Origin of the sequence: Bacillus gobiensis, from assembly GCF_001278705.1 — a bacterium.
GTDB lineage: Bacteria > Bacillota > Bacilli > Bacillales > Bacillaceae > Bacillus > Bacillus gobiensis.
Genome location: NZ_CP012600.1, coordinates 1,660,792 through 1,681,115, shown reverse-complemented (window position 1 = coordinate 1,681,115; position 20,324 = coordinate 1,660,792). Strand labels below are relative to the sequence as shown.

At 40.8% G+C, this 20,324-nt stretch carries 28 protein-coding genes and 1 riboswitch; of the genes, 21 read left to right on the top strand and 7 right to left on the bottom strand.

The annotated features are described in order from the left end of the window. The 8 genes from comGC (at position 1) to AM592_RS08295 (ending at position 2,915) form a co-directional block, all read left to right on the top strand. On the top strand, positions 1–300 hold the full coding sequence (gene comGC / locus AM592_RS08330; protein WP_053603367.1) for a competence type IV pilus major pilin ComGC: 300 nt from the start codon (positions 1–3) through the stop codon (positions 298–300). Then, a complete protein-coding gene (gene comGD / locus AM592_RS08325) occupies positions 290–736 on the top strand; it encodes a competence type IV pilus minor pilin ComGD (RefSeq protein ID WP_053603366.1) in 447 nt (148 codons plus the stop codon). The genes comGC and comGD overlap by 11 nt, the downstream gene beginning before the upstream one ends. After that, a complete protein-coding gene (gene comGE, locus AM592_RS24115; protein WP_053603365.1) occupies positions 717–1,067 on the top strand; it encodes a competence type IV pilus minor pilin ComGE in 351 nt (116 codons plus the stop codon). Before comGD ends, comGE begins: the two co-directional genes overlap by 20 nt. Then, positions 964–1,479 carry a competence type IV pilus minor pilin ComGF gene (comGF, locus tag AM592_RS08315; protein ID WP_082363865.1) on the top strand — a complete coding sequence of 172 codons (516 nt, stop codon included), beginning with the start codon at positions 964–966 and terminating at the stop codon, positions 1,477–1,479. Before comGE ends, comGF begins: the two co-directional genes overlap by 104 nt. Then, positions 1,476–1,844, top strand: a complete 369-nt coding sequence (gene comGG, locus AM592_RS08310; protein WP_053603363.1) for a competence type IV pilus minor pilin ComGG — start codon at positions 1,476–1,478, stop codon at positions 1,842–1,844. Before comGF ends, comGG begins: the two co-directional genes overlap by 4 nt. Before the next feature lie 63 nt (positions 1,845–1,907). After that, positions 1,908–2,090, top strand: a complete 183-nt coding sequence (locus tag AM592_RS08305; protein ID WP_053603362.1) for a YqzE family protein — start codon at positions 1,908–1,910, stop codon at positions 2,088–2,090. Positions 2,091–2,227: 137 nt separating this feature from the next. Continuing rightward, positions 2,228–2,428 (top strand): helix-turn-helix transcriptional regulator, encoded by a 201-nt coding sequence (locus tag AM592_RS08300; RefSeq protein ID WP_098945300.1) that lies wholly within the window; start codon positions 2,228–2,230, stop codon positions 2,426–2,428. A 1-nt stretch (position 2,429) separates the two neighbouring features. Further along, positions 2,430–2,915 carry a DUF2178 domain-containing protein gene (locus tag AM592_RS08295; protein ID WP_053603360.1) on the top strand — a complete coding sequence of 162 codons (486 nt, stop codon included), beginning with the start codon at positions 2,430–2,432 and terminating at the stop codon, positions 2,913–2,915. 31 nt (positions 2,916–2,946) lie between these two features. Here AM592_RS08295 and AM592_RS08290 read toward each other — a convergent pair whose 3' ends face one another. The 4 genes from AM592_RS08290 to AM592_RS08275 form a co-directional block, all read right to left on the bottom strand. Continuing rightward, a complete protein-coding gene (locus AM592_RS08290) occupies positions 2,947–3,276 on the bottom strand; it encodes a DUF3889 domain-containing protein (RefSeq protein ID WP_053603359.1) in 330 nt (109 codons plus the stop codon). Between the two features lie 210 nt (positions 3,277–3,486). Then, complete coding sequence (gene sinR / locus AM592_RS08285) at positions 3,487–3,816, bottom strand: transcriptional regulator SinR (RefSeq protein ID WP_098945299.1); 330 nt, start codon at positions 3,814–3,816, stop codon at positions 3,487–3,489. 108 nt (positions 3,817–3,924) lie between these two features. Further along, a complete protein-coding gene (locus tag AM592_RS08280) occupies positions 3,925–4,713 on the bottom strand; it encodes a YqhG family protein (protein WP_053603357.1) in 789 nt (262 codons plus the stop codon). Positions 4,714–4,742: 29 nt separating this feature from the next. Further along, positions 4,743–6,392, bottom strand: a complete 1,650-nt coding sequence (locus AM592_RS08275) for a DEAD/DEAH box helicase (RefSeq protein ID WP_053603356.1) — start codon at positions 6,390–6,392, stop codon at positions 4,743–4,745. Between the two features lie 234 nt (positions 6,393–6,626). Further along, positions 6,627–6,723, top strand: a riboswitch (glycine riboswitch). A 175-nt stretch (positions 6,724–6,898) separates the two neighbouring features. Between AM592_RS08275 and gcvT the strand changes: the two genes are divergently transcribed. Genes gcvT through gcvPB form a run of 3 tightly spaced genes read left to right on the top strand, consistent with a single transcriptional unit; the run spans position 6,899 to position 10,815 of the window. After that, a complete protein-coding gene (gene gcvT / locus AM592_RS08270; RefSeq protein ID WP_053603355.1) occupies positions 6,899–7,993 on the top strand; it encodes a glycine cleavage system aminomethyltransferase GcvT in 1,095 nt (364 codons plus the stop codon). 18 nt (positions 7,994–8,011) lie between these two features. Continuing rightward, the gene (gcvPA, locus tag AM592_RS08265; protein ID WP_053603354.1) at positions 8,012–9,355 is read left to right on the top strand and encodes an aminomethyl-transferring glycine dehydrogenase subunit GcvPA; all 1,344 of its coding nucleotides are present in this window, start codon (positions 8,012–8,014) and stop codon (positions 9,353–9,355) included. After that, positions 9,352–10,815, top strand: coding sequence for an aminomethyl-transferring glycine dehydrogenase subunit GcvPB (gene gcvPB / locus AM592_RS08260; protein ID WP_053603353.1), 1,464 nt, complete (start codon positions 9,352–9,354; stop codon positions 10,813–10,815). The genes gcvPA and gcvPB overlap by 4 nt, the downstream gene beginning before the upstream one ends. A gap of 270 nt (positions 10,816–11,085) precedes the next feature. On the opposite strand, the gene AM592_RS08255 is transcribed toward gcvPB, so the two are convergent. Continuing rightward, a complete protein-coding gene (locus tag AM592_RS08255) occupies positions 11,086–11,466 on the bottom strand; it encodes a rhodanese-like domain-containing protein (protein ID WP_053603352.1) in 381 nt (126 codons plus the stop codon). Positions 11,467–11,644: 178 nt separating this feature from the next. Between AM592_RS08255 and AM592_RS08250 the strand changes: the two genes are divergently transcribed. The 3 genes from AM592_RS08250 to AM592_RS08240 all read left to right on the top strand — a co-directional run bounded on the left by AM592_RS08250 (position 11,645) and on the right by AM592_RS08240 (position 14,096). Continuing rightward, positions 11,645–12,481, top strand: a complete 837-nt coding sequence (locus AM592_RS08250) for a lipoate--protein ligase family protein (protein ID WP_053603351.1) — start codon at positions 11,645–11,647, stop codon at positions 12,479–12,481. Between the two features lie 187 nt (positions 12,482–12,668). After that, positions 12,669–13,097 carry a transcriptional regulator MntR gene (gene mntR / locus AM592_RS08245; RefSeq protein ID WP_053603350.1) on the top strand — a complete coding sequence of 143 codons (429 nt, stop codon included), beginning with the start codon at positions 12,669–12,671 and terminating at the stop codon, positions 13,095–13,097. Positions 13,098–13,220: 123 nt separating this feature from the next. After that, positions 13,221–14,096: a patatin-like phospholipase family protein gene (locus tag AM592_RS08240; RefSeq protein WP_053603349.1), complete on the top strand. Its 876-nt coding sequence runs from the start codon at positions 13,221–13,223 to the stop codon at positions 14,094–14,096. Here the strand turns inward: AM592_RS08240 and AM592_RS08235 are convergent. Together AM592_RS08235 and AM592_RS08230 are read right to left on the bottom strand one after the other, a co-directional pair. After that, positions 14,093–14,479: an SA1362 family protein gene (locus tag AM592_RS08235; RefSeq protein ID WP_053603348.1), complete on the bottom strand. Its 387-nt coding sequence runs from the start codon at positions 14,477–14,479 to the stop codon at positions 14,093–14,095. The two genes, AM592_RS08240 and AM592_RS08235, sit on opposite strands and share 4 nt — an antisense overlap. Before the next feature lie 37 nt (positions 14,480–14,516). Beyond that, positions 14,517–15,464: a DUF1385 domain-containing protein gene (locus AM592_RS08230; protein ID WP_053603347.1), complete on the bottom strand. Its 948-nt coding sequence runs from the start codon at positions 15,462–15,464 to the stop codon at positions 14,517–14,519. 205 nt (positions 15,465–15,669) lie between these two features. Between AM592_RS08230 and AM592_RS08225 the strand changes: the two genes are divergently transcribed. From AM592_RS08225 to spoIIIAB, 7 genes are all read left to right on the top strand, one after another. Next, positions 15,670–16,206 carry a YqhR family membrane protein gene (locus AM592_RS08225; RefSeq protein WP_053603346.1) on the top strand — a complete coding sequence of 179 codons (537 nt, stop codon included), beginning with the start codon at positions 15,670–15,672 and terminating at the stop codon, positions 16,204–16,206. A 76-nt stretch (positions 16,207–16,282) separates the two neighbouring features. Then, positions 16,283–16,726 carry a type II 3-dehydroquinate dehydratase gene (aroQ, locus tag AM592_RS08220; RefSeq protein WP_053603345.1) on the top strand — a complete coding sequence of 148 codons (444 nt, stop codon included), beginning with the start codon at positions 16,283–16,285 and terminating at the stop codon, positions 16,724–16,726. Next, the gene (locus AM592_RS08215) at positions 16,726–17,790 is read left to right on the top strand and encodes a M24 family metallopeptidase (RefSeq protein ID WP_053603344.1); all 1,065 of its coding nucleotides are present in this window, start codon (positions 16,726–16,728) and stop codon (positions 17,788–17,790) included. Before aroQ ends, AM592_RS08215 begins: the two co-directional genes overlap by 1 nt. A gap of 30 nt (positions 17,791–17,820) precedes the next feature. Continuing rightward, positions 17,821–18,378 carry an elongation factor P gene (gene efp, locus AM592_RS08210; RefSeq protein WP_053603343.1) on the top strand — a complete coding sequence of 186 codons (558 nt, stop codon included), beginning with the start codon at positions 17,821–17,823 and terminating at the stop codon, positions 18,376–18,378. 142 nt (positions 18,379–18,520) lie between these two features. Further along, complete coding sequence (locus tag AM592_RS08205) at positions 18,521–18,805, top strand: YqhV family protein (RefSeq protein WP_053603342.1); 285 nt, start codon at positions 18,521–18,523, stop codon at positions 18,803–18,805. 69 nt (positions 18,806–18,874) lie between these two features. After that, positions 18,875–19,798, top strand: coding sequence for a stage III sporulation protein AA (gene spoIIIAA, locus AM592_RS08200; RefSeq protein ID WP_053603341.1), 924 nt, complete (start codon positions 18,875–18,877; stop codon positions 19,796–19,798). Then, positions 19,792–20,307, top strand: coding sequence for a stage III sporulation protein SpoIIIAB (gene spoIIIAB / locus AM592_RS08195; protein WP_053603340.1), 516 nt, complete (start codon positions 19,792–19,794; stop codon positions 20,305–20,307). The genes spoIIIAA and spoIIIAB overlap by 7 nt, the downstream gene beginning before the upstream one ends. The last annotated feature ends 17 nt before the right edge of the window (positions 20,308–20,324 follow it).

The following is a 20,324-nucleotide window of genomic DNA, read 5'->3' as shown; positions in this document are numbered from 1 at the left end:
ATGAACGAAAAAGGATTTACATTGATTGAAATGCTGATAGTACTTCTAATTATTTCGATCTTGCTTCTTATCACAATCCCAAACGTGACAAAGCATAACCAAAGTATACAAACAAAGGGCTGCGAAGGACTTGTGAATATGGTTCAAGCACAGGTAACTGCATTTCAGATGGATCATGACGGAAAAATTCCAACGATAGTAGAATTACAGCAAGACCAGTATGTAAAGGAAGGAACCGCTTGTCCGAACGGCAAAAATTTAACGATTGATAACAGTTCCGGGGAAGTAAATGTTGAATAAGGAAAGTGGTTTTACGCTGTTAGAAAGCTTAACCGTTCTTGCTATTGCTACGATCATGTTAACTGTTGTTTTTGCCGTAATGCCTCCCACTCTTCAAAAGCAGGCTGACATGCAATTTGTAGAGCAATTTATACGTGATCTTCACCACGCACAACAGTATGCAATTACGACAGGTGAGCGGGTCAGGGTGATATTTGATCATCAAAACAAAAGCTACGCAGTCCGCCCGCTGAATTTGGAATTAAAAAGTGTAATGACTCGGAGCTACAACGCGACAATCAAAATTGAAGAAACGACACTGACAAAAAATTTGATCTTCACAAGCAGCGGGTCCGCGAATGCAAGCGGGAAGATTGTGATCCGGACGAAAGAGAGTGTGTATGAAATCACCATCTACATTGGCGAGGGAAAAATGAATGTTCAAAAAATCGAATAAAGGGTTTTCTACAATTGAAACGGTGTCAGCATTTAGTATTTGGGCCATGATGACTTGCTTGCTGCTTCCTTTTCTTCATCAAATTACAATACAGAGGGAAGTGAACCAACAAAAAGAGCAAAGCTATCATTTATTAAATGCTGAGCTGAATCATTATATGTTTACCGGGGAAAAACGCAAGAAAGTCTTTGTCCTCGGAAATGAGACATATGTAATTGATTGGAGGGATGAAGAGAATTTTGAACAGGCTTGCATTAGGCGGGAAGGCGGATCTGAAAAAGACAAGCATTGCTTATCCATTTACAAAACAGAATGGTTATACTCTTCTTAATGTCCTTCTGTCACTTTCACTTTTCATTTTTATGTCGGGATCCTTTGGTACACTCCTTCACTATTTGATGACAAAAGAGGGGAATGAGGCCATTTACCAGCATGAATGGACCAATACGGTGGAGCAAATGCTTTTAGAAATCAAGCAAGGGGGAAATGTCAGAGTCATAAATGCAGGGCGGGGGATTGAGTTTGAAACTCAACAAGGGCAAACGATTCGTTATGAAAAATATCAACAAGTGCTGAGAAAAAGAGTTGATCTTAAAGGACATGTTCTCGTTCTTCAGCATGTAGCAGATGTCGCATTTTCGTTAGCTGATGGACAAGTGAGCATGAAAGTTATAAGCAGCAACCAAATAGTATATGAAGCATCTTTTCCAATTTATCAATCCTTCGGAGGGGATAAACCTTGAAATCTTCTTCGGGATATATCTATCCTTCAACACTTTTTCTATCACTTATTTGTCTAACGGTCATAGGTCATAGCTCTTGCGCATTCATTTCCGAGCTAGAAGCTTCAAAACTGACTCGCGATTTTTATTTCCGCCAAAATCTTCTTCAAAATGGAGCTCTAATAGCCATTCACAGCATAACAAACGGCGATGGATTGGTAATGACGCATCAATTTGAGCACGGATCAGTCCAAATCAGTATCACACAAGAAAAGGATATGTCTCACGTACAGCTCTCTGCTTTCTCTGAAAGCGGCTATACGTCATCGGCTTCTTTTTTATTTGATACAAACGAACGAAAAATCATTCAATGGAAAGAGCCTTGATGAATAAATTGCTTTCATTTCGTCGACACTCATACTAGAAAAACTGGTATTCGAGGTGCGCCAATGAAAACGAATGATTACGTGAAATATATGACAGAGCAGCTTGTGAAATATATGGACATGCCCGAAAACGAAAGAAAAGAATGGAGACAGGAACGAAAAAGTCCAAAACCTCCGAGGTCAGTCAGATGGTTTGGTATGTTCCCAATCGCGATCAAAATGTTTTTTCAAAGAAATAAACAGTGAAAAACCTTTTCCTAAACAGGAAGAGGTTTTTTTGATAAGGAAGGTCAGTTATACATAATGTTAAATTGACTTTACAAAAAGTGGAGTATAATATACAATGTTGGTAATCATTAGGAAAGGTGATTGGTTTATGAATGATTAATAATAAGGTAAAAGAGCTCCGTGCAAGATTTGATTTGTCGCAGGAAAAATTGGCAAATCGGGTAGGGGTGACGAGACAGACGATTGCTGCATTAGAAAAGGGTGACTATATTCCATCCTTGCTGTTAGGTCTGAAAATTTGTAAGGAATTTGAGTTGAAAATGGAAGACGTTTTTTGGTTAGAGGAGGAGAAATAAATTGCGTATCATAACAAAATTAATTATTAATCTCGTGTTGGGGGTATTGGCTTGCTGGGCGTTTATTGAACTGTATGATAGTTATTCTGAATTTTCGAAAATAATTGAACATGAAAATGGGAGTGAAAACGCACTTTTAAACGGATTTGAAATTACGATTAATATCATTCCACTTGCGCTTCTGATTCTTGCCGTGATTATTTATGGCCTAATTTTCCTGAAGAAAGAGGGGTCTATGAAAAGGTTATTTAGGCTGACCCCTAATGAATTCGAAGAACAGGATGAGAGAGAGAAAATGATAACAGCTAAGTCCTGCAGAAAAGCATATATTGTCATGTCAATATCCTTACCAATTGCTGGAGGTCTACTAAGTATGTATCCGCTAGTGCAGCATTTCATTCCTTATTTTCCTATTATTCTTATTTTTCTTTTATTCGCAATCTTACATATCACTTATACCGTTACTTATCGGAAACAACTTAAATAAATTCATTAATAAAGGCTCCTTCGCAAAAGCTTTAGGAGCCTGATTTATATTCTTCGACAACGACAACTTTATTTACTTTTGTCGAATAGGGTTCGTAGGAAATCGTTACGAATACACCTGTTTTTTTATTTTCTTCCATTAAAGTTAGATGATATTGAATGACAGCTTCGTCTTCCCTTTTTCTGTCCCAGATTTTATGCTTTGCAACAACCTGGGCAAGCGGATAACGCTTCTTAACTTCCTTTACTGCTAGGGTTTCCCACTTCGATTGATTGGCTGCTGAAGCTTTTTCAACTGCGAGTGCGGGGGTGGCGATGTTGATTGCGACAATACAAATCAACAGGGCTTTCACAATTTTCATGTCATACCCATCCTTTCCCCCCTAGTTTTGCCATTTTCATTTTTGATATACAGGGTTAGCAAATATTTTCATGAAAGGAAGAGGTGCGGGTGTCCAGAGAGTAAACAAAAGCATGCCCACTCTCTATGTGCAAGGAACCCATGTCATCACCTTATGTATGTGTTAGGATCTAGAATTTTTCAGAAAAGTGATTTTTGAAAAAGGATTATTTTAATTTTGCGCTTTTTTCCACTTTTGAAAATCAAGAAATTCTCGAAATTCTTTTTTTGACACACCAGATGCCATTGCATCTTGAACTAATTTTTCCCATTCGCTATCTAATTGACCAGTGTATTCGGATTCATCATTTTCATGAAGTAAAGTATGAACCGACACGTCAAGGACAGCTGAGATTTTTTCAAGGAATTGTATAGAGGGATTTGTTTGTAAGTTTCGTTCGATGGAACTAAGATATGATTTTGCAACTCCTGCTTTTTCGGCTAATTCAGAGAGTGAGTATCCCTTTTCTTTACGAAACTGTTTTATTCGCTGGCCAATCAATGTCATCACCTTCCTTCCGATATTATAGCACATCATTCATGACTTTTTGTTTGAAAAAACATATGATGAATTCTTCTTTTAATAATCCGATTTCATCTGATGGCTGAATTAGATGACATGTTTTAAATAAAACAATCCGCCGCTTTCGATTTTTATTACAATTTTTGGCTCGTAAAGGGATTGCAGCGCCTGTTTTTCAATCTCATATTCTTGCGGTTTTTCAAGAATCTCTTCATAAAATTTTTCTAAAAGTGCAAGGTCGTAATTCCATCGTTCAATAGAGGCGAGAGCCCAATCGTTTGGTTCGGTTCTTGCATAGCTCTCAATAAATTTTTCCAGCCTTTTTATAGCGCTTTCGAGTTTGATAATCGGAGATACCGAGTAGCAAAAATCGGATATATGGGTTGTAAAGGAATGCTTATTGATTTTCTCTTGAAACGATTCAATGATTGTTCCGCTGATTAAATGCAATCCTAATGACAATAATTTATCTTTTTTTAAATCCGATTGGTATGAAATTGTAACGTTTACTCCCAACCATGGATGAAGGGGAACTTGTTGGCCATTCGAATTTATCTCTTCATACAATCGGATAAATTTCCCGTTTTTTTTAACAGATTGAAACATTTGAAATAAACGGGGAGAGCCGAAATGAATAAACTCCCCGTCAATCCCTTCAGGAGCCTTATCGTAGTCGGTAATAAACGTAAGGTGCATTGGTTTTGCTTCTCCTCCCGTTTTTTCAAGCCAATGCCAGTAAAATGGCCGATTCATGATTTCTTTGTCCACTTCGTTCGTAAGCTGAACACTGAGGTGTCCGTTGCTTTTCTCGGTGATGGTACAAAGGTTGGCTTCAAAAAAACTGAGTAGAAAGCTGTGGATTTCTTGTTGGTTCAATTTTATATTTCCTCCTTAGCACGATTCTGCTAATTGACTTGATTGGAAATCGTTTCTTGTAGCTGGTTGATTTTCAACCGCATTTCTTCGTCTGATTTGGCAGTATAAAGGATATTGTGTATATCCTCTTCGAATGAATTGGAATCAAGCCTCGCTAAAATATCATCCAGTTCGCCTACAACCTTCTCGAACAGATGTATTTTTTCATAAAGCAGCTTTAATATATGTTCTTCAATTGTGTTTTTTGTCGCCATATTATAGATTTGTACGTCTCTCGTTTGACCGAATCGGTGTATCCTTCCGATTCTTTGTTCAAGCCGCATTGGATTCCAAGGCAGATCGTAGTTAATGATGGAGCTGCAGAATTGAAGGTTGATTCCCTCTCCTCCTGCTTCTGTCGCTATTAATACCTGAACCTTATTCCGAAAAAGCTCCTTCATCCAATCTTTTTTCCCTCGTTTAAACCCTCCTCGGAATGGAACAGAGCTGATGCCGTTTTGCTGTAAGAACCACTGCAGATAAATTTGTGAGGCACGATATTCAGTGAAAATGACAACTTTATCATTTATTTTCTTTATTAGCTCGACAACCTCGATTGCTTTTGAGTTTTGCGTCACTTGGTTAATTTGTTCCATCAATCGTTCAATGGCATCCATGTGAATGGCAGGGGTTTGCTTCTCCTGATTGTCGATCATTTTCTTTAATGTCATATAAACGGCTTCCCTGCTGGAACAGCATTCTCGTTCCAGTGTCATAATAGAGAAAGCGCTTGAAGCTTCTTCTTTGTTCCTTCTGAGCTCTGTGATTTCCTTATATAACGCTTCTTCGGTTGGCGATAAAGTAACCGAAATCGTTTTAACCAGCCTTTTTGTCCAATCGACACCCGTATTTTGGCGCCTGTTGCGAATCATCACTTTATTGACTAAATTTTTCAAATGATCCTGCTCTTCTATTGATAATTTCTGCTTTGAATAAGCTTCGCTAAATACTGTTTCATTCCCCAGATGTCCCGGTTTTAACAAGGAAACAAGGTTGAAAATCTCTTCAATTTTATTTTGAATCGGGGTGGCAGTTAGCAATAGGCAATATTTTTTCTTTAGCGTCCGGACAAATTCATAGTTTTTCGTTTTGTTGTTTTTCAGTTTGTGAGCTTCATCAATAATCACTAGATCATAAGGAAGCGATAAAACAATTTCTTTGTGAGGCGAACGCTTGGCTGTGTCGATAGAAGAAACGACGACATCACATTGCTCCCATACGTAGCTCTTTTTCTGTTCAACTGCCGGGATTAAAAATTTTTCCCGAAGCTCCTTTACCCATTGGGAAACCAGAGACGCAGGAACAAGGATGAGGATTTTTTTTGCCAGGCCCCTGATCATGTATTCCTTCATTATCAAGCCGGCTTCAACCGTTTTTCCCAGACCGACCTCATCTGCAAGAATGGCTTTTCCATTCATTTTTTCTACGACCTTTTGCGCAACCTCCAGCTGATGGGGAAGAGGTGTGAAATCAGGGAGAAATTTAGGGGCGAGCAAACCTTCAAATGAGGGAATCGCAAGCCTTTCTTGTACTTCATAAGATAGCTTATATAAGCTCCAAGGCGACCAGGGCCCGTCATTTTTTAGATGAGTCAGAAATTGTTCTTGCCAATCCTGCTCTGTTTGTATTTGAGGATTCATAGACAGCAGACCACCTTTTTTGCAAACTGAATGTTCCTAAATTAATCTATTTTAATAAAATATTACGAAATGAAACAAGAAGATTGTTCGAAAAGCGAACATTTGAAAGTTGTATTGAATAAAATGTTAACCATTTTCTATTGCCCAAATCTTTTTATGATGTTAGGATATTGATAGTACGTATCAACAACAATTTACATACAGTATGTCCATCAAAACAAAAAATATGAGCGGATGATAGCAAGAGGAGAGACTTTGTGGATCCAATCCCGGGCGCCGAAGGAGCAAACAAATTTGTGAATCTCTCAGGCAAAAGAACTCTTGCTTGACGCAACTCTGGAGAGAGTTTGGCATGATGGTATGGCAAACCACCAAAGAGGAAAGCTTTGATTAAGGCAAAGTAAACTTTCAGGTGCAAGGACAGAGAACCCTTTTATGTTTCATGGGGTTTTTCTGTCCTTTTTTCGTGCAATTGAAACTGATTAAAATCTAAAGGGGGAAACCATGTGCTAAAAAGAACTCCATTATTCGATTTGTATAAGGATTACGGCGGAAAAACGATTGATTTCGGAGGCTGGGAGCTTCCAGTCCAATTTTCTTCAATAAAAGGAGAGCATGAAGCGGTCCGGTCAAAGGCTGGGTTATTTGACGTCTCGCATATGGGTGAAGTCGAAGTTAGGGGTGAGGACAGCCTTGAATTTTTGCAGCGGCTTCTTACTAATGACGTGTCATTACTCAAAGAGGGGCAGGCTCTTTACAGCGCTATGTGCTACGAAGACGGCGGGACAGTCGATGATCTCCTTGTCTACAAAAGGAATGAAAATCTTTATCTCGTAGTGATCAATGCTTCAAATATTGAAAAAGATATCGCTTGGATGGAAAAGCATCAAACAGGCGATGTGAGTTTGATTAATCGTTCAGACGAGATCTGCCTGCTTGCGATTCAAGGTCCGCTTGCAGCCGGTATCCTTCAAAAGGTAACAGATGAGAACCTATCGCAGTTGAAACCTTTTTATTTTAAAGAGGACGTAAGCATTGGAAGCGAAAAGGCACTCGTATCAAGAACAGGCTATACCGGAGAAGACGGCTTTGAAATTTATTGTGAGAGCGGGTCGGCTAAAGAGATTTGGACGCTTTTGCTTGAAGCCGGAAAGCAAGATGGTCTCATCCCATGCGGATTGGGAGCAAGAGATACGCTGCGCTTTGAAGCGAGACTTCCTCTTTACGGACAGGAACTAACAAAGGATATCACTCCGATTGAAGCGGGAATAGGTTTTGCCGTTAAAACGGGGAAAGAGTCAGACTTTTTCGGAAAGTCTGTGTTGGCTGATCAGAAAGAGAACGGTGTGCAGAGAAAAATGGTGGGGCTTGAAATGATTGAAAAAGGTATCCCGCGCCACGGTTATCAAGTGTTCGTTCAAGGTGAATTGGTTGGAGAAGTAACGACTGGAACACAATCGCCAACCTTGAAAAAAAACATCGGGCTTGCTTTAATCGCGAAGGAGCATAGCGAGCCAGGCACGATTGTTGATGTACAAGTTCGATCAAGAGTTTTAAAAGCAAAGGTTGTAAAAACGCCTTTTTATAAACGCCAAAAATAAATTGAAAGGAATGAGGATATGAAGCATCGTTATTTACCAGCAACAGATCAAGACAAAAAAGACATGCTTGATGCGATTGGCGCTCTAAGTGTGGATGATTTATTTTCAGATATCCCCGAAAAAGTAAGGTTCAATCGAGAGTACAACATAAAAAAAGCAAAATCCGAAACAGAACTTACGAGAGAGCTAGCAAAGCTCGCAGCAAAAAATGCGGATACAACAACGTACGCCTCCTTTCTTGGAGCAGGTGTTTATGATCATTATGCCCCTGTGATCGTTGACCATGTCATTTCCAGGTCCGAGTTCTATACAGCTTATACTCCGTATCAACCGGAAATTTCTCAAGGAGAGCTTCAAGCAATTTTTGAATTTCAAACAATGATTTGTGAGTTAACCGGCATGGACATTAGTAATTCGTCAATGTATGACGGAGGGACTTCTTTTGCAGAGGCAGCGATGCTTGCTGCCGGCCATACAAAGAAGAAGAAAATTGTCGTTTCTGAAACGGTTCATCCGGAATCAAGAGATGTGTTAACAACATATGCGAATGGCCAGTACTTGGAGGTAGTCGTCATTCCTGAAAAAAATGGAGTAACCGACCTTGAGGCGCTTGAAGAAGCCGTATGTGATGAAACAGCAGCGGTTCTCGTCCAATATCCGAATTTTTACGGACAAATCGAGCCGTTAAAGGCAATCGAAAAAATTGCGCATAAAGGAAAAGGGCTGTTCGTCGTTTCATCTAATCCGCTGGCGCTTGGAATTTTAACGCCGCCTGGACACTTTGGCGCTGATATCGTCGTAGGTGATGCCCAGCCGTTTGGCATTCCTGCTGCGTTTGGCGGACCGCATTGCGGATATTTTGCAGTGACCAAAAAGTTAATGAGAAAGGTTCCCGGCCGGTTAGTGGGGCAGACAACCGATGAAAATGGAAAACGAGGATTCGTCTTAACCTTGCAAGCGAGAGAACAGCATATTCGCCGGGACAAAGCTACCTCTAATATTTGTTCGAATCAGGCGCTGAATGCACTTGCAGCTTCTGTAGCAATGACAGCATTGGGCAAAGAAGGAGTAAAAGAAATCGCTTGGCAAAACATTCAAAAAGCAAACTATGCAAAACAGAAAGCCATTTCTCTCGGGCTTGAGGTTTTGTATGATGGGCCAATATTTAATGAATTTGTAATTAAATTGAATGTTTCTGTGAAGAAAGCAAATCAGCGTCTTTTGGAAAAAGAGATTATCGGCGGGTTTGATCTTGGAAAAGTGGATGCAAAGCTCGAAAACCATATGCTGGTTGCTGTAACAGAGCTCCGGACAAAGGATGAAATTGATCTATTTTTGCAGGAATTGGGGGAAATCAAGTGACTAACCAAGACCAATCGTTAATATTTGAAGTATCAAAACCCGGGAGAATCGGCTATAGCCTGCCTGAATTTGATATTCCCGAAGCAAGCCTATCTGAGCTTGTGGGAGAAGATTATATTCGAGAAGAGCCTGCTGGTCTGCCTGAAGTTTCAGAGCTGGATATTATGAGGCATTATACCGCCCTTTCGAAGCGAAATCACGGCGTGGATTCCGGCTTTTATCCGTTAGGATCGTGCACGATGAAATACAATCCGAAAATCAATGAGAAAATTGCCCGTATTCCCGGCTTTTCATCCATCCATCCGTTACAGGACGAAGAAACCGTTCAAGGTGCAATGGAGCTGATGTATGATCTAAGCGAGCACCTCGAAGAAATTACTGGTATGGACGAAGTAACGCTTCAGCCTGCAGCAGGAGCCCACGGCGAGTGGACCGGGCTGATGATGATCCGCGCTTATCATGAAGCGAGAGGAGACGTGAAGCGGACGAAGGTTATCGTGCCGGATTCCGCACACGGAACGAATCCCGCTTCAGCAACTGTTGCCGGCTTTGAAACAATCACTGTTAAATCCAATGAGCAAGGACTTGTCGATCTGGAGCATTTGAAGCAGGTCGTAAACGAAGAAACTGCAGCGCTCATGCTTACAAATCCAAACACACTCGGCCTGTTTGAAGAAAACATTTTGGAAATGGCTGCGATTGTTCACGAAGCAGGCGGAAAGCTTTATTATGACGGAGCGAACCTTAACGCTGTATTAAGCCAGGCGAGACCAGGGGATATGGGTTTTGACGTTGTTCATCTGAATTTGCATAAAACCTTTACCGGACCGCATGGCGGAGGCGGCCCTGGATCAGGTCCAGTCGGAGTGAAAAAAGACTTCATTCCGTATTTGCCAAAACCTGTGTTAGTCAAAAAAGAGGATCGATATACGTTTGATTATGATCGACCGGAAGCGATCGGAAGAGTGAAGCCGTTCTACGGAAATTTCGGCATTAACGTGAGAGCTTATACGTATATACGTTCCATGGGTCCAGACGGCTTAAAAGAAGTAACTGAAAATGCCGTCCTAAATGCAAATTACATGATGCGCCGCCTGGCACCGTATTACGATTTGCCATTTGATAAGCATTGCAAGCATGAATTCGTCTTGTCAGGAAAACGTCAGAAAAAGTTGGGCGTTCGTACACTCGATATCGCGAAACGTCTTCTAGACTTCGGCTACCATCCGCCAACGATTTATTTTCCGCTTAATGTGGAAGAGTGCATCATGGTTGAACCGACGGAAACAGAGTCCAAGGAAACGCTCGATTCCTTTATTGACGCCATGATTCAAATCGCCAAAGAAGCGGAAGAAAATCCGGAAATTGTCCAAGAAGCCCCTCACACTACGATCGTGAAACGAATGGATGAAACAATGGCTGCGAGAAAACCTGTGTTGAGGTACGTGAAGGAATCGTGATTACATGAAAAATAGACCCTCCTTCGGGGGTCTATTTTATATTGCTTTGGGACTATTAAGTTTGATCCTGTGAATATTTGATTAGAATAATACATTTAGGAGATACATTTTAAGGGAATGCGGATTTGAAACAATTTTATCGGAATAAATGCACCGACCAGTGAGAGAATTGCACCAATCCGAGAGAGAATTGTACAACTAAAGAGAGTAAATGGATGATTTACGGAGAACTACAAAAAAGAGAGTGGGAACAAAGCCACTCTCAAAAAATCAACCCTTTTTCTTAATTTTCCCATTCCATTGCTTAAAACCGCCTTTAAGGTTGTATATTTCTCTACAGCCGTTTTTACGTAAGGTTTGAGCTGCACGTCCGCTCCTGACATTGTTTTGACAGTAAATGTAGACGGGCTTGTCAGGTCTGATTTCTGCTTTTCTGTGTTTAAGCTGTGATAATGGAATGTTTCTTGCACCGAGAATATGTCCGCCTTCGTATTCCTTCGGCTCGCGCACGTCGATCAGCTGGGCTTTCCTGTAGCCTGCGCGGAATTCTTCTTCTGTTAGGGTTTTCATGATTCGTTGTTGATAAATATATGTAACGACAGAGTAAATAATAATTGCCGCACAAAGAATGATGAGGATGAGATAATTCATGCTTGTTTCATACTCCTTTTATTACACGCTTTTAGCCTATTATAGAAAATAGATAAGATAGACAACTTCTATTATAGTAAAGCATAAAACAATTGTCACCAGTAAAGGTTGAAATTATTTTAGTTTCGCTCGAGAATTTGATAGACTTAAAGTAGTCTGTTAAAAAGAAGGGGAAACAATGGAAAAAGAAACATGGAGATTTATTGACTCGGGTTTTCAATCACCCGCTTATAATATGGCTCTTGATGAAGCGCTATTAAATTGGAACAGCCAAAAACTGATTCCGCCTACGATTCGCTTTTACGGATGGAATCCGCCAACGCTTTCTGTTGGTTATTTTCAAAACATACATAAGGAAATTAATTTTGATGCTGTGAAAGATCACAATCTTGGTTTTGTCAGAAGGCCAACGGGAGGAAGAGGCGTGCTCCATGACCAAGAGCTCACGTACAGTGTGATTGTCCCAGAGGATCATCCTGAAATGCCAACCACCGTTACTGAAGCATACCGGGTGATTTCCGAAGGGATTCTGCAAGGATTTCGTGAGCTTGGGCTTGATGCTTATTTTGCAATTCCGCGATCTGACAAAGAAAAAGCAGAGCTGAAAAATCCAAGGAGCTCTGTTTGCTTTGACGCTCCTTCATGGTACGAGCTGGTCGTTGAAGGAAGAAAAGTGGCAGGAAGCGCACAAACAAGGCAAAAGGGCGTCATCCTTCAGCATGGATCGATTCTGCTTGATCTTGATGAAGATAAGCTGTTTGATTTGTTTTTGTACCCGAATGAGCGTGTAAAGGAAAGAATGCAAAAAAGCTTTAAAAAGAAAGCAGTCGCCATTAACGAGCTAATCGAAAATCCTGTTACTATCGAAGACGCGAGGAAAGCCTTCAAAACTGGCTTTGAAAAAGGGTTGAATGTGACACTGGAGCCTTATGAACTGAATGAGAAAGAAGAAAAAGAAGTATTAAAAATTGCAGCAGATAAATATTCAACAGATAAATGGAACTACAAAAGATAAGCCCCATTAGGTTTATCACGCAATTAGGTCACCTTGAAAATGAAAGAGGGTGACCTATTGTATGATGATTAATAAAAACCCTCACTGAATGAATGATCACTTTATCGCATTTTCTTGTTTTTTAAGTACCTATAGTGTACACTTGTAATGATTTCTTACCGCAGGCGATGCTTAATGGAGGGGTAATATGCCGACAGTTAGTATGGAAGATTACATAGAACAAATTTATATCTTAATTGAAGAAAAAGGCTATGCGCGGGTTTCAGACATAGCAGAAGCTTTGAAAGTGCATCCCTCCTCTGTTACAAAAATGGTTCAAAAACTAGATAAAGATGAGTATCTTGTATACGAAAAATATCGCGGCCTCGTTCTTACGCCTAAAGGCAATAAAATAGGAAAACGGCTTGTTTATAGACATGAATTGCTAGAACAGTTTTTACGAATCATTGGTGTAGACGAAGAGAAGATCTACCATGATGTTGAAGGAATTGAACATCATCTCAGCTGGAACAGTATCGATCGAATTGGTGATTTGGTCCAATATTTCGAAGAAGACCGTGAGAGAGTTGAACAATTAATAACGGTTCAGAAAAATAACGAGCAAGAAAACCAGTAAGCATGTTCTTAAATGAGCATGCTTTTTATAATTCTTTTAACTTTTTGCCTCTTTTCTTTCTGGTCTATTTTGATCTTAACCTTCCTAAAATGATTGTAGGAGAAGAAAAGGGGAGGGCCATGTATGTATATAGATGGCGTTTTTTCTGGTGGAGGAGCTAAAGGAATTGCGTTAGCAGGCGCATATAAAGTGCTTGAAAACGAAGGGTTTCGCTTCGTTCGAGTGGCGGGGACAAGTGCAGGTTCAATGGTCGCAGCTTTTATTGCTGCGGGCTATACGAGTAAAGAGATGATCGCGCTTCTGAAAGAATTGAATAATGACATCTTATTGGATCAGCCTTTCCCATACTTGCCATTTAAAGCGCTTCGATGGATATCAATCTATTGGCGTCTTGGCTTATATAAAGGGGATACATTTGAAAACTGGTTAAGTGTCAAGCTTAAGAACAAAGGGGTTACTGTATTTTCAGATTTAAGGCCACATTCGTTAAGAGTGATTGCTTCCGATTTAACTAACGGAAAACTAATGGTTTTGCCGGATGACCTGCCGTCATACGGATTAAATCCAGATAGCTTTTCAGTGGCACGGGCTATACGGATGAGCTGCAGCCTTCCTTATTTCTTTGAACCTGTAAAACTGCAGTCGAATCAAGGGCAAAGTATTGTTGTAGATGGCGGGGTTCTGAGCAATTTTCCTATATGGCTTTTTTCTAAGCATAAAAAAAGGCCGGTCATTGGGGTGACTTTAACAGCAAATGAAAAAGAGCGACCAAAAAACTCAATCAAACATGCATTTGAGTTATTCGGTGCTCTTTTTGAAACGATGAGAGATGCCCATGATGCAAGGCATATCGCATCCAGACATGAAAAAAACATTATTTTTATTCCGGCAGATCACGTAATGGCTACCGATTTTTCAATGACAGATGAGAAAAAAGAAGCGCTTATTGAGCTTGGAAAATTGAAAACAGAGACCTTTTTAAAACAATGGAGCTATTAAAATAAAGCTCTCTTTTTCTTTTTGTTCTTCTTGCCTTCGATCACGGTGAGCTGCGTTTTGCTTTTCTTGCGAATCACAAGCGGTTTTGCATTTGGATTAGGAATGCTTCTTAAGTGAGAGTGACGATTTTTGGCTGATCGTTTCGGTTTTTTATCTTGAAAACGCCTGGCTGATTGCTTAGCAGCTTTCTTATAAGCTGCACCGTCTGTTCCCATTCGGCCAGTCAAGAAATATCGCAACACAAAAAACAGAATACATGCTCCGATTGCTATATAGAAGAGCGACCAGGCAAACTGTCCCGGACTAGTAACCAATGAATAAATAATGCCAATCGCTCCCAAACCAATAATAACCCCGATAATCGGCTGTATAAGTCGATTCATTTTCATCCACCTCCCTAATTAATCAGCACCTTATTTCCTAAATCACAATGTCCTTTTTATACGCATCTGTCTCTTCTTCCATCCGAAGAAGCTCGTTAAAACTCGCGATTGCGACTTCAACCTGATCGTCCGAAGGTTCTTTTGTCGTGAGCAATTGCAGCCAAAGTCCTGGATATCCGAGGAACTTTAATACAGGTACTTCCCGAACCTTATTCGTTAACTGCAAAACTTCAAAAGAGATTCCAAGTACGACCGGAATCAGGGCAATCCTGCTCAGTAAACGAATCCAAAGAGGGTCTGTCGGAACAAGCAGGTAAACGAACATCCCCACGATAACAGTGAAGAGAATAAAGCTGCTGCCGCATCTGTAATGCAGCCTGGATTGCTTTTGCACGTTCTCAACAGTTATCGGGAGGTTTTTCTCGTAACAGTTTATGACTTTATGCTCTGCCCCATGATATTGGAAAACTCGTTTAATGAGCGGTGTCATAGAGACAACATAAATGTAGCCGAGCAAAAGCATCAACTTCAAAAAAGATTCCACCATAACCTGCGAGAAATCTGAAGAAAAAATAGGCTTTGTCAGATGTGCCAAAGCGGCTGGAACTAAAACGAAAATAAATTTGCTGAATAAAAAGGATAGCACTCCTAGTACAGCCAGGCCAAAAATCATTGTAAGCTTTGAGCTTTTTTCTTCTTCATTTATTTTCTGATCCTCATCGGGATGAACTTCATATCTTTCCGATGAAAAATTTAGGTGTTTCGTCCCATTTGCACTCGCTTCGATGATGGCTGCGATTCCTCGAATAAATGGAATTCGCCGTAAAGCGGTAAGTGATGAGCTGGACTTGCGTGGGAGCTTGAAATAATCAATGCTCTGATCCGTTCTGCGCACAGCGGTAACATAGTGATGTCTGCCGCCAAACATAACTCCTTCGATGACTGCTTGACCGCCGTAAGCAGGTTTTTTGTTAGTTTTTGCCATTAGACATCAACCTACCTATTTAGAATATTTATAGTGTTTCTTATGAGTATATTCTACAGGAAATGGTTTGAAACCTCTAGATTGATACCTTATAATTTTTGGTACTTTTTTTAGTGTACCCTGATCAGAAATTTTTACACATCATCCTACAAAAAAATCATGAAAGCTCATGTTTGAGGGCATGCTACTTTTGGAGGTGTTATACATGGATCATGAAGAAAAAAAAGCTGTATCAATAAATCGTGAGAAGGATCAGAGGGGGAAGCCAAACCTCATTCTCGGCCGAGTTGTATTGACAGGTTTTATTGGCGGAGCAGGATTGAGTTTGATTGGTTATCTCTTTTCCCTTTTTCGTTTTTCAGAGATCAGCCCGAATATGCTGCTGCAGCCTTTTATCCTTGGGGATTGGAAAAACAAGCTGATGGGTACCTTCATCAGCATCATTATTATTGGGGTTTTAGGGATTGGTGCCGCACTCCTTTACTATTTATTTTTTCGAAGAATTAAAGGCATGTGGGCGGGATTAATTTACGGTGTAATGCTATGGGCGATCGTGTTTTTTCTCTTTAATCCACTCTTTCCGGAACTCGCTTCAATTAATGAGCTGAAAAGCGAGACGCTCATCTCTTCCTTTTGTTTATATCTTCTCTTCGGTTTATTTGTCGGGTACTCCATTTCGTTTGACTATAACGAGCTCAATTCCGAGAAGCTGAAACGGGCGCTTGGACAATCTTCGGAATAGTGTTCTTACAAAGTTTAGTATGATAAAATGTTCACAGAAGTGGACATTTTATTTTATATATAAGGAGAGAAAAAGGTTGGCTCATTTTTTAGTCATTAATGGACCGAATTTAAATCAGCTCGGAAAAAGGGAACCTGATAAGTATGGGAACCAGACGTTGGACGATTTGGAGCACGGATTGTTTCGATTCGCTGAAGAGAAAAACTTTGAAGTCACCTTTTTTCAATCCAATCATGAAGGGGATATCATTGATTCCCTTCACGAAGCGGAAAAGCATTACGCTGGCGTGGTTTTAAACGCAGGGGCTTTTACTCACTACAGCTATGCAATTCGGGATGCCATTGCAGGGTCCAGTCTTCCTGTTATTGAAGTACATATTACTAATATCCATCAAAGAGAAGAGTTCAGGCATCAGTCAGTATTAGCAGCTGTCTGCAAGGGGCAAATATCGGGATTTGGTTTTGACAGCTACAAGCTCGCATTATCATACTTAACTGAGAACTGGGGGGGAAAAGATTGATGGGAAAAGTAAAGAAGCTAAGAAGTATTTTTAACGATTGGAACATTGATGGTATATTGATTACAAGCGCTGTCAACCTTCGTTATATGACAGGCTTTACAGGTTCATCAGGATTAGCTGTCGTTTCTAAGGACCGGGCTGCCTTTATTACCGATTTCAGGTACATGGATCAAGCGAATGAGCAAATTGACGGGTTTGAAATTATTGAGCATAAGGGCAATCTGACAAAAAAAGCTGTTGAAACGATGAAGGATATGGGGATCAAATCAATCGGTTTCGAACAAGACAAAATGACGTATGGTACATATGCAGCATATTTAAAACAATATCCTGATGCAAATTTTGTTCCTACCTCCCAAACGGTAGAGAAATTGCGCTTGATTAAGACACCTGAAGAGATTAAGATATTAGAGGAAGCTGCCAAGATTGCAGACGAAGCATTCAGCCACATTTTGACCTTTATTAAGCCGGGAATTTCCGAGCTTTCAGTTGCTAATGAGCTTGAATTTTATATGAGAAAGCTTGGAGCATCTGAGTCTTCATTTGACACGATAGTTGCTTCAGGAGCGAGGTCAGCCCTTCCTCACGGAGTAGCCAGTGATAAGATCATTGAACCAGGTGATTTTGTAACATTGGATTATGGTGCTTACTATAAGGGCTATTGTTCAGATATTACAAGAACAGTAAGCGTTGGGAAGCCTTCAGATAAGCTGAAAGAAATTTATCAGGTTGTCTTGGAAGCCCAATTGCATGCCAGGAAGCATATAAAACCGGGCATCTCCGGAAAAGAGGCAGATGCATTAGCAAGGAGTATCATAGCTGAGAAGGGATACGGAGAGTACTTTGGGCATTCTACAGGCCACGGTCTCGGGATGGAGGTCCATGAGAATCCAGCCCTTTCGATAAAGTCAGAATGGGAGCTTGAAAAGGGAATGGTCGTCACAGTTGAACCGGGCATTTATCTTTCCGGTCTCGGCGGGGTCCGTATCGAAGATGATATTGTATTGACGGAAGACGGGAACACGTCCTTAATTCATTCCCCGAAAGAATTAATCATTTTATAAGAGATGTAAAGCGATATAGGAGGATAATTAATGATTTCAGTAAATGATTTTCGCACAGGTTTAACGATAGAGGTTGATGGAGGCATCTGGAGAGTCGTAGATTTCCAGCACGTTAAACCGGGAAAAGGAGCGGCTTTTGTCCGTTCTAAGCTTCGAAACCTCCGCACGGGATCAATCCAGGAAAAAACTTTTCGTGCCGGAGAAAAAGTAGCAAGAGCACAAATCGAAACAAAAACGATGCAATACTTATATGCAAATGCAGACCAGCACGTATTTATGGATACGACGAGCTACGAACAAATCGAGCTTAATGCTACGCAAATTGAATATGAGCTAAAATTTCTGCTGGAAAATATGTCTGTCCAAATCGTGATGTATGAAAGTGAAACTCTTGGAGTTGAGCTGCCGAATACGGTTGAGCTTGAAGTCGTAGAAACGGAACCGGGTATCAAAGGCGATACGGCTTCAGGAGGCACAAAGCCTGCAACAACAGAAACTGGCCTTGTCGTCAACGTTCCATTCTTTGTGAATCAAGGTGATAAGTTGGTTGTGAACACATCTGACGGTTCATACGTTTCAAGAGCATAATTTTAATATCGCTATCCTGCCAAGCCGGCTTAGTGACGTTTTCGTCGCTAAGCCGGCTTTTTTTGACTTTGTTTCTGAAAGAGAAGAAGGAAGACTACTTTTCCGATTACACGCATAGATTATAGTAAAAACGGAGGTAGATATGAAAAAATTATTTCTTGGACAAGTTGATCAGACCGTTCTTTCTATGGCTGTACTGCGAGTGATTTCTTCCGTAATCGAATTAACTGCTGCTCTTTGTATGCTGGTCGTCAATGATGTGCGCAAGGCGGTTGTCATAAACAGTATGCTTGCAATTATCGGGCCTTTGATTTTCATTGTGACAATGAGCATTGGAATCTATCAGCTCTCAGAACAGCTTTCCTATGCAAAGCTGATATTAATAGGAATTGGCGTCCTGTTTATTCTTGCCGGTATTTATAAATAACCTAGTGCCGATTAAGCTTGGCATATTTCGTGTCCGGCATCATATGTTATTAAAATAAGGAGGCATCTAATGAAAGAAATACTAGAGATACTCCCTGAACACATCATAAATGAATTGAACGAATTGCCCGAAGCCAAGTTGAATGCGATCGAGGAAATCAGAATACGGTCAAATCAACCGGTTGAATTGGTTTCTAATGGCGATCCGTACTTTTTAAAATATGTGTCAACGATCAAGGATGCTTCAATGATCATTGGCAGACTCAGCAATTACAGTATGTATACGTTGGAGGAAGAACTGAAAAAAGGATATGTGACACTTCGGGGAGGGCATCGGGTCGGACTAGCAGGAAGAGTCGTCGTAGAAGGAGGACACGTGAAGGGATTGCGGGATATATCTTCTTTCAACATCCGTGTTGCAAGGCAAAAGCTCGGGATTTCCGAACGCTATGTCAATGATTTGTTTGAAAATGGCTGGTTAAATACATTGATCATAGGTCCTCCGCAAACTGGAAAAACCACGCTGCTCAGGGATTTAGCGAGGCTGATCAGCACCGGTAGGAGACAGATTCCTGCTAAAAAGGTCGGCATTGTTGATGAGAGGTCGGAAATTGCAGGGTGTGTCAGCGGGGTTCCCCAGCATACATTCGGAAACAGGCTGGACGTTTTAGATGCCTGTCCGAAAGCGGAAGGGCTGATGATGATGATCCGTTCAATGAGCCCGGACGTCATTATCATAGATGAAATTGGAAGAGTTGAAGATTCGAGAGCTATTCTTGAAGCAATGCACGCCGGTGTGTCTATTATCGTATCGGCCCATGGATTTTCCCTTCAAGATTTAATCAAGAGGCCTTCGTTAAAAATATTATGGGAAAACAGAGTATTTGATCGATTTGTAGAGCTTTCAAGAAAGCGCGGACCCGGTTCGGTTGTTTCAATACTAAATCAGGAAGGTAAGCCGCTGGCCAGCTCACCTGGTGTATGGACATGCTAAAGCTCATAGGAGCAGTGTTTATCGTCTTATCGACCACATGGATGGGATATGAATATTCAAAAACGTACAGTGAAAGGACAAAGCAAATCCGCCAGTTAATGTACGCACTCCAGTCATTGGAAGCAGAAATCATGTACGGCTTCTCTCCATTAAATATAGCTTCTGCCCGAATAGCGACCCAGACACCGGACCCGGTTTCAACTCTTTTTGCCGGATTTTCAGATCGATTGATGAAGGGGGAAGACACGGCAAGCAAGGCATGGGAAGAAAGTCTTGCCTGCATTAAACACAAGACATCCTTAAAACAAAGTGAGATAGAGGTTTTGAAGCAATTTGGCGAAACTTTGGGCCTGCATGATAGAGAATCTCAGCAAAAGCATATTCGGCTGACGCTCACTCATCTTGAAGCCGAAGAAAAAGAAGCAGGCATAGTCCAAGGAAAATATGAAAAAATGGTGCGAAGCTTGGGGTTTCTTACGGGATTGTTGCTAATTTTAATTTTGATGTAAGATGCGGGAGGAGCAAG

Coding starts and splice junctions, on each gene's coding strand:
- mntR (WP_053603350.1), top strand. CDS start 12,669: ATGCCGACAGTTAGTATGGAAGATTACATAGAACAAATTTATATCTTA.
- efp (WP_053603343.1), top strand. CDS start 17,821: ATGATTTCAGTAAATGATTTTCGCACAGGTTTAACGATAGAGGTTGAT.
- AM592_RS08275 (WP_053603356.1), bottom strand. CDS start 6,392: ATGAATCCTCAAATACAAACAGAGCAGGATTGGCAAGAACAATTTCTG.
- AM592_RS08240 (WP_053603349.1), top strand. CDS start 13,221: ATGTATATAGATGGCGTTTTTTCTGGTGGAGGAGCTAAAGGAATTGCG.
- gcvPA (WP_053603354.1), top strand. CDS start 8,012: ATGAAGCATCGTTATTTACCAGCAACAGATCAAGACAAAAAAGACATG.
- AM592_RS08235 (WP_053603348.1), bottom strand. CDS start 14,479: ATGAATCGACTTATACAGCCGATTATCGGGGTTATTATTGGTTTGGGA.
- spoIIIAA (WP_053603341.1), top strand. CDS start 18,875: ATGAAAGAAATACTAGAGATACTCCCTGAACACATCATAAATGAATTG.
- comGD (WP_053603366.1), top strand. CDS start 290: ATGTTGAATAAGGAAAGTGGTTTTACGCTGTTAGAAAGCTTAACCGTT.
- comGC (WP_053603367.1), top strand. CDS start 1: ATGAACGAAAAAGGATTTACATTGATTGAAATGCTGATAGTACTTCTA.
- AM592_RS08250 (WP_053603351.1), top strand. CDS start 11,645: ATGGAAAAAGAAACATGGAGATTTATTGACTCGGGTTTTCAATCACCC.
- comGE (WP_053603365.1), top strand. CDS start 717: ATGTTCAAAAAATCGAATAAAGGGTTTTCTACAATTGAAACGGTGTCA.
- AM592_RS08230 (WP_053603347.1), bottom strand. CDS start 15,464: ATGGCAAAAACTAACAAAAAACCTGCTTACGGCGGTCAAGCAGTCATC.
- AM592_RS08215 (WP_053603344.1), top strand. CDS start 16,726: ATGGGAAAAGTAAAGAAGCTAAGAAGTATTTTTAACGATTGGAACATT.
- AM592_RS08305 (WP_053603362.1), top strand. CDS start 1,908: ATGAAAACGAATGATTACGTGAAATATATGACAGAGCAGCTTGTGAAA.
- spoIIIAB (WP_053603340.1), top strand. CDS start 19,792: ATGCTAAAGCTCATAGGAGCAGTGTTTATCGTCTTATCGACCACATGG.
- AM592_RS08205 (WP_053603342.1), top strand. CDS start 18,521: ATGAAAAAATTATTTCTTGGACAAGTTGATCAGACCGTTCTTTCTATG.
- comGF (WP_082363865.1), top strand. CDS start 964: ATGAAGAGAATTTTGAACAGGCTTGCATTAGGCGGGAAGGCGGATCTG.
- AM592_RS08255 (WP_053603352.1), bottom strand. CDS start 11,466: ATGAATTATCTCATCCTCATCATTCTTTGTGCGGCAATTATTATTTAC.
- AM592_RS08225 (WP_053603346.1), top strand. CDS start 15,670: ATGGATCATGAAGAAAAAAAAGCTGTATCAATAAATCGTGAGAAGGAT.
- AM592_RS08290 (WP_053603359.1), bottom strand. CDS start 3,276: ATGAAAATTGTGAAAGCCCTGTTGATTTGTATTGTCGCAATCAACATC.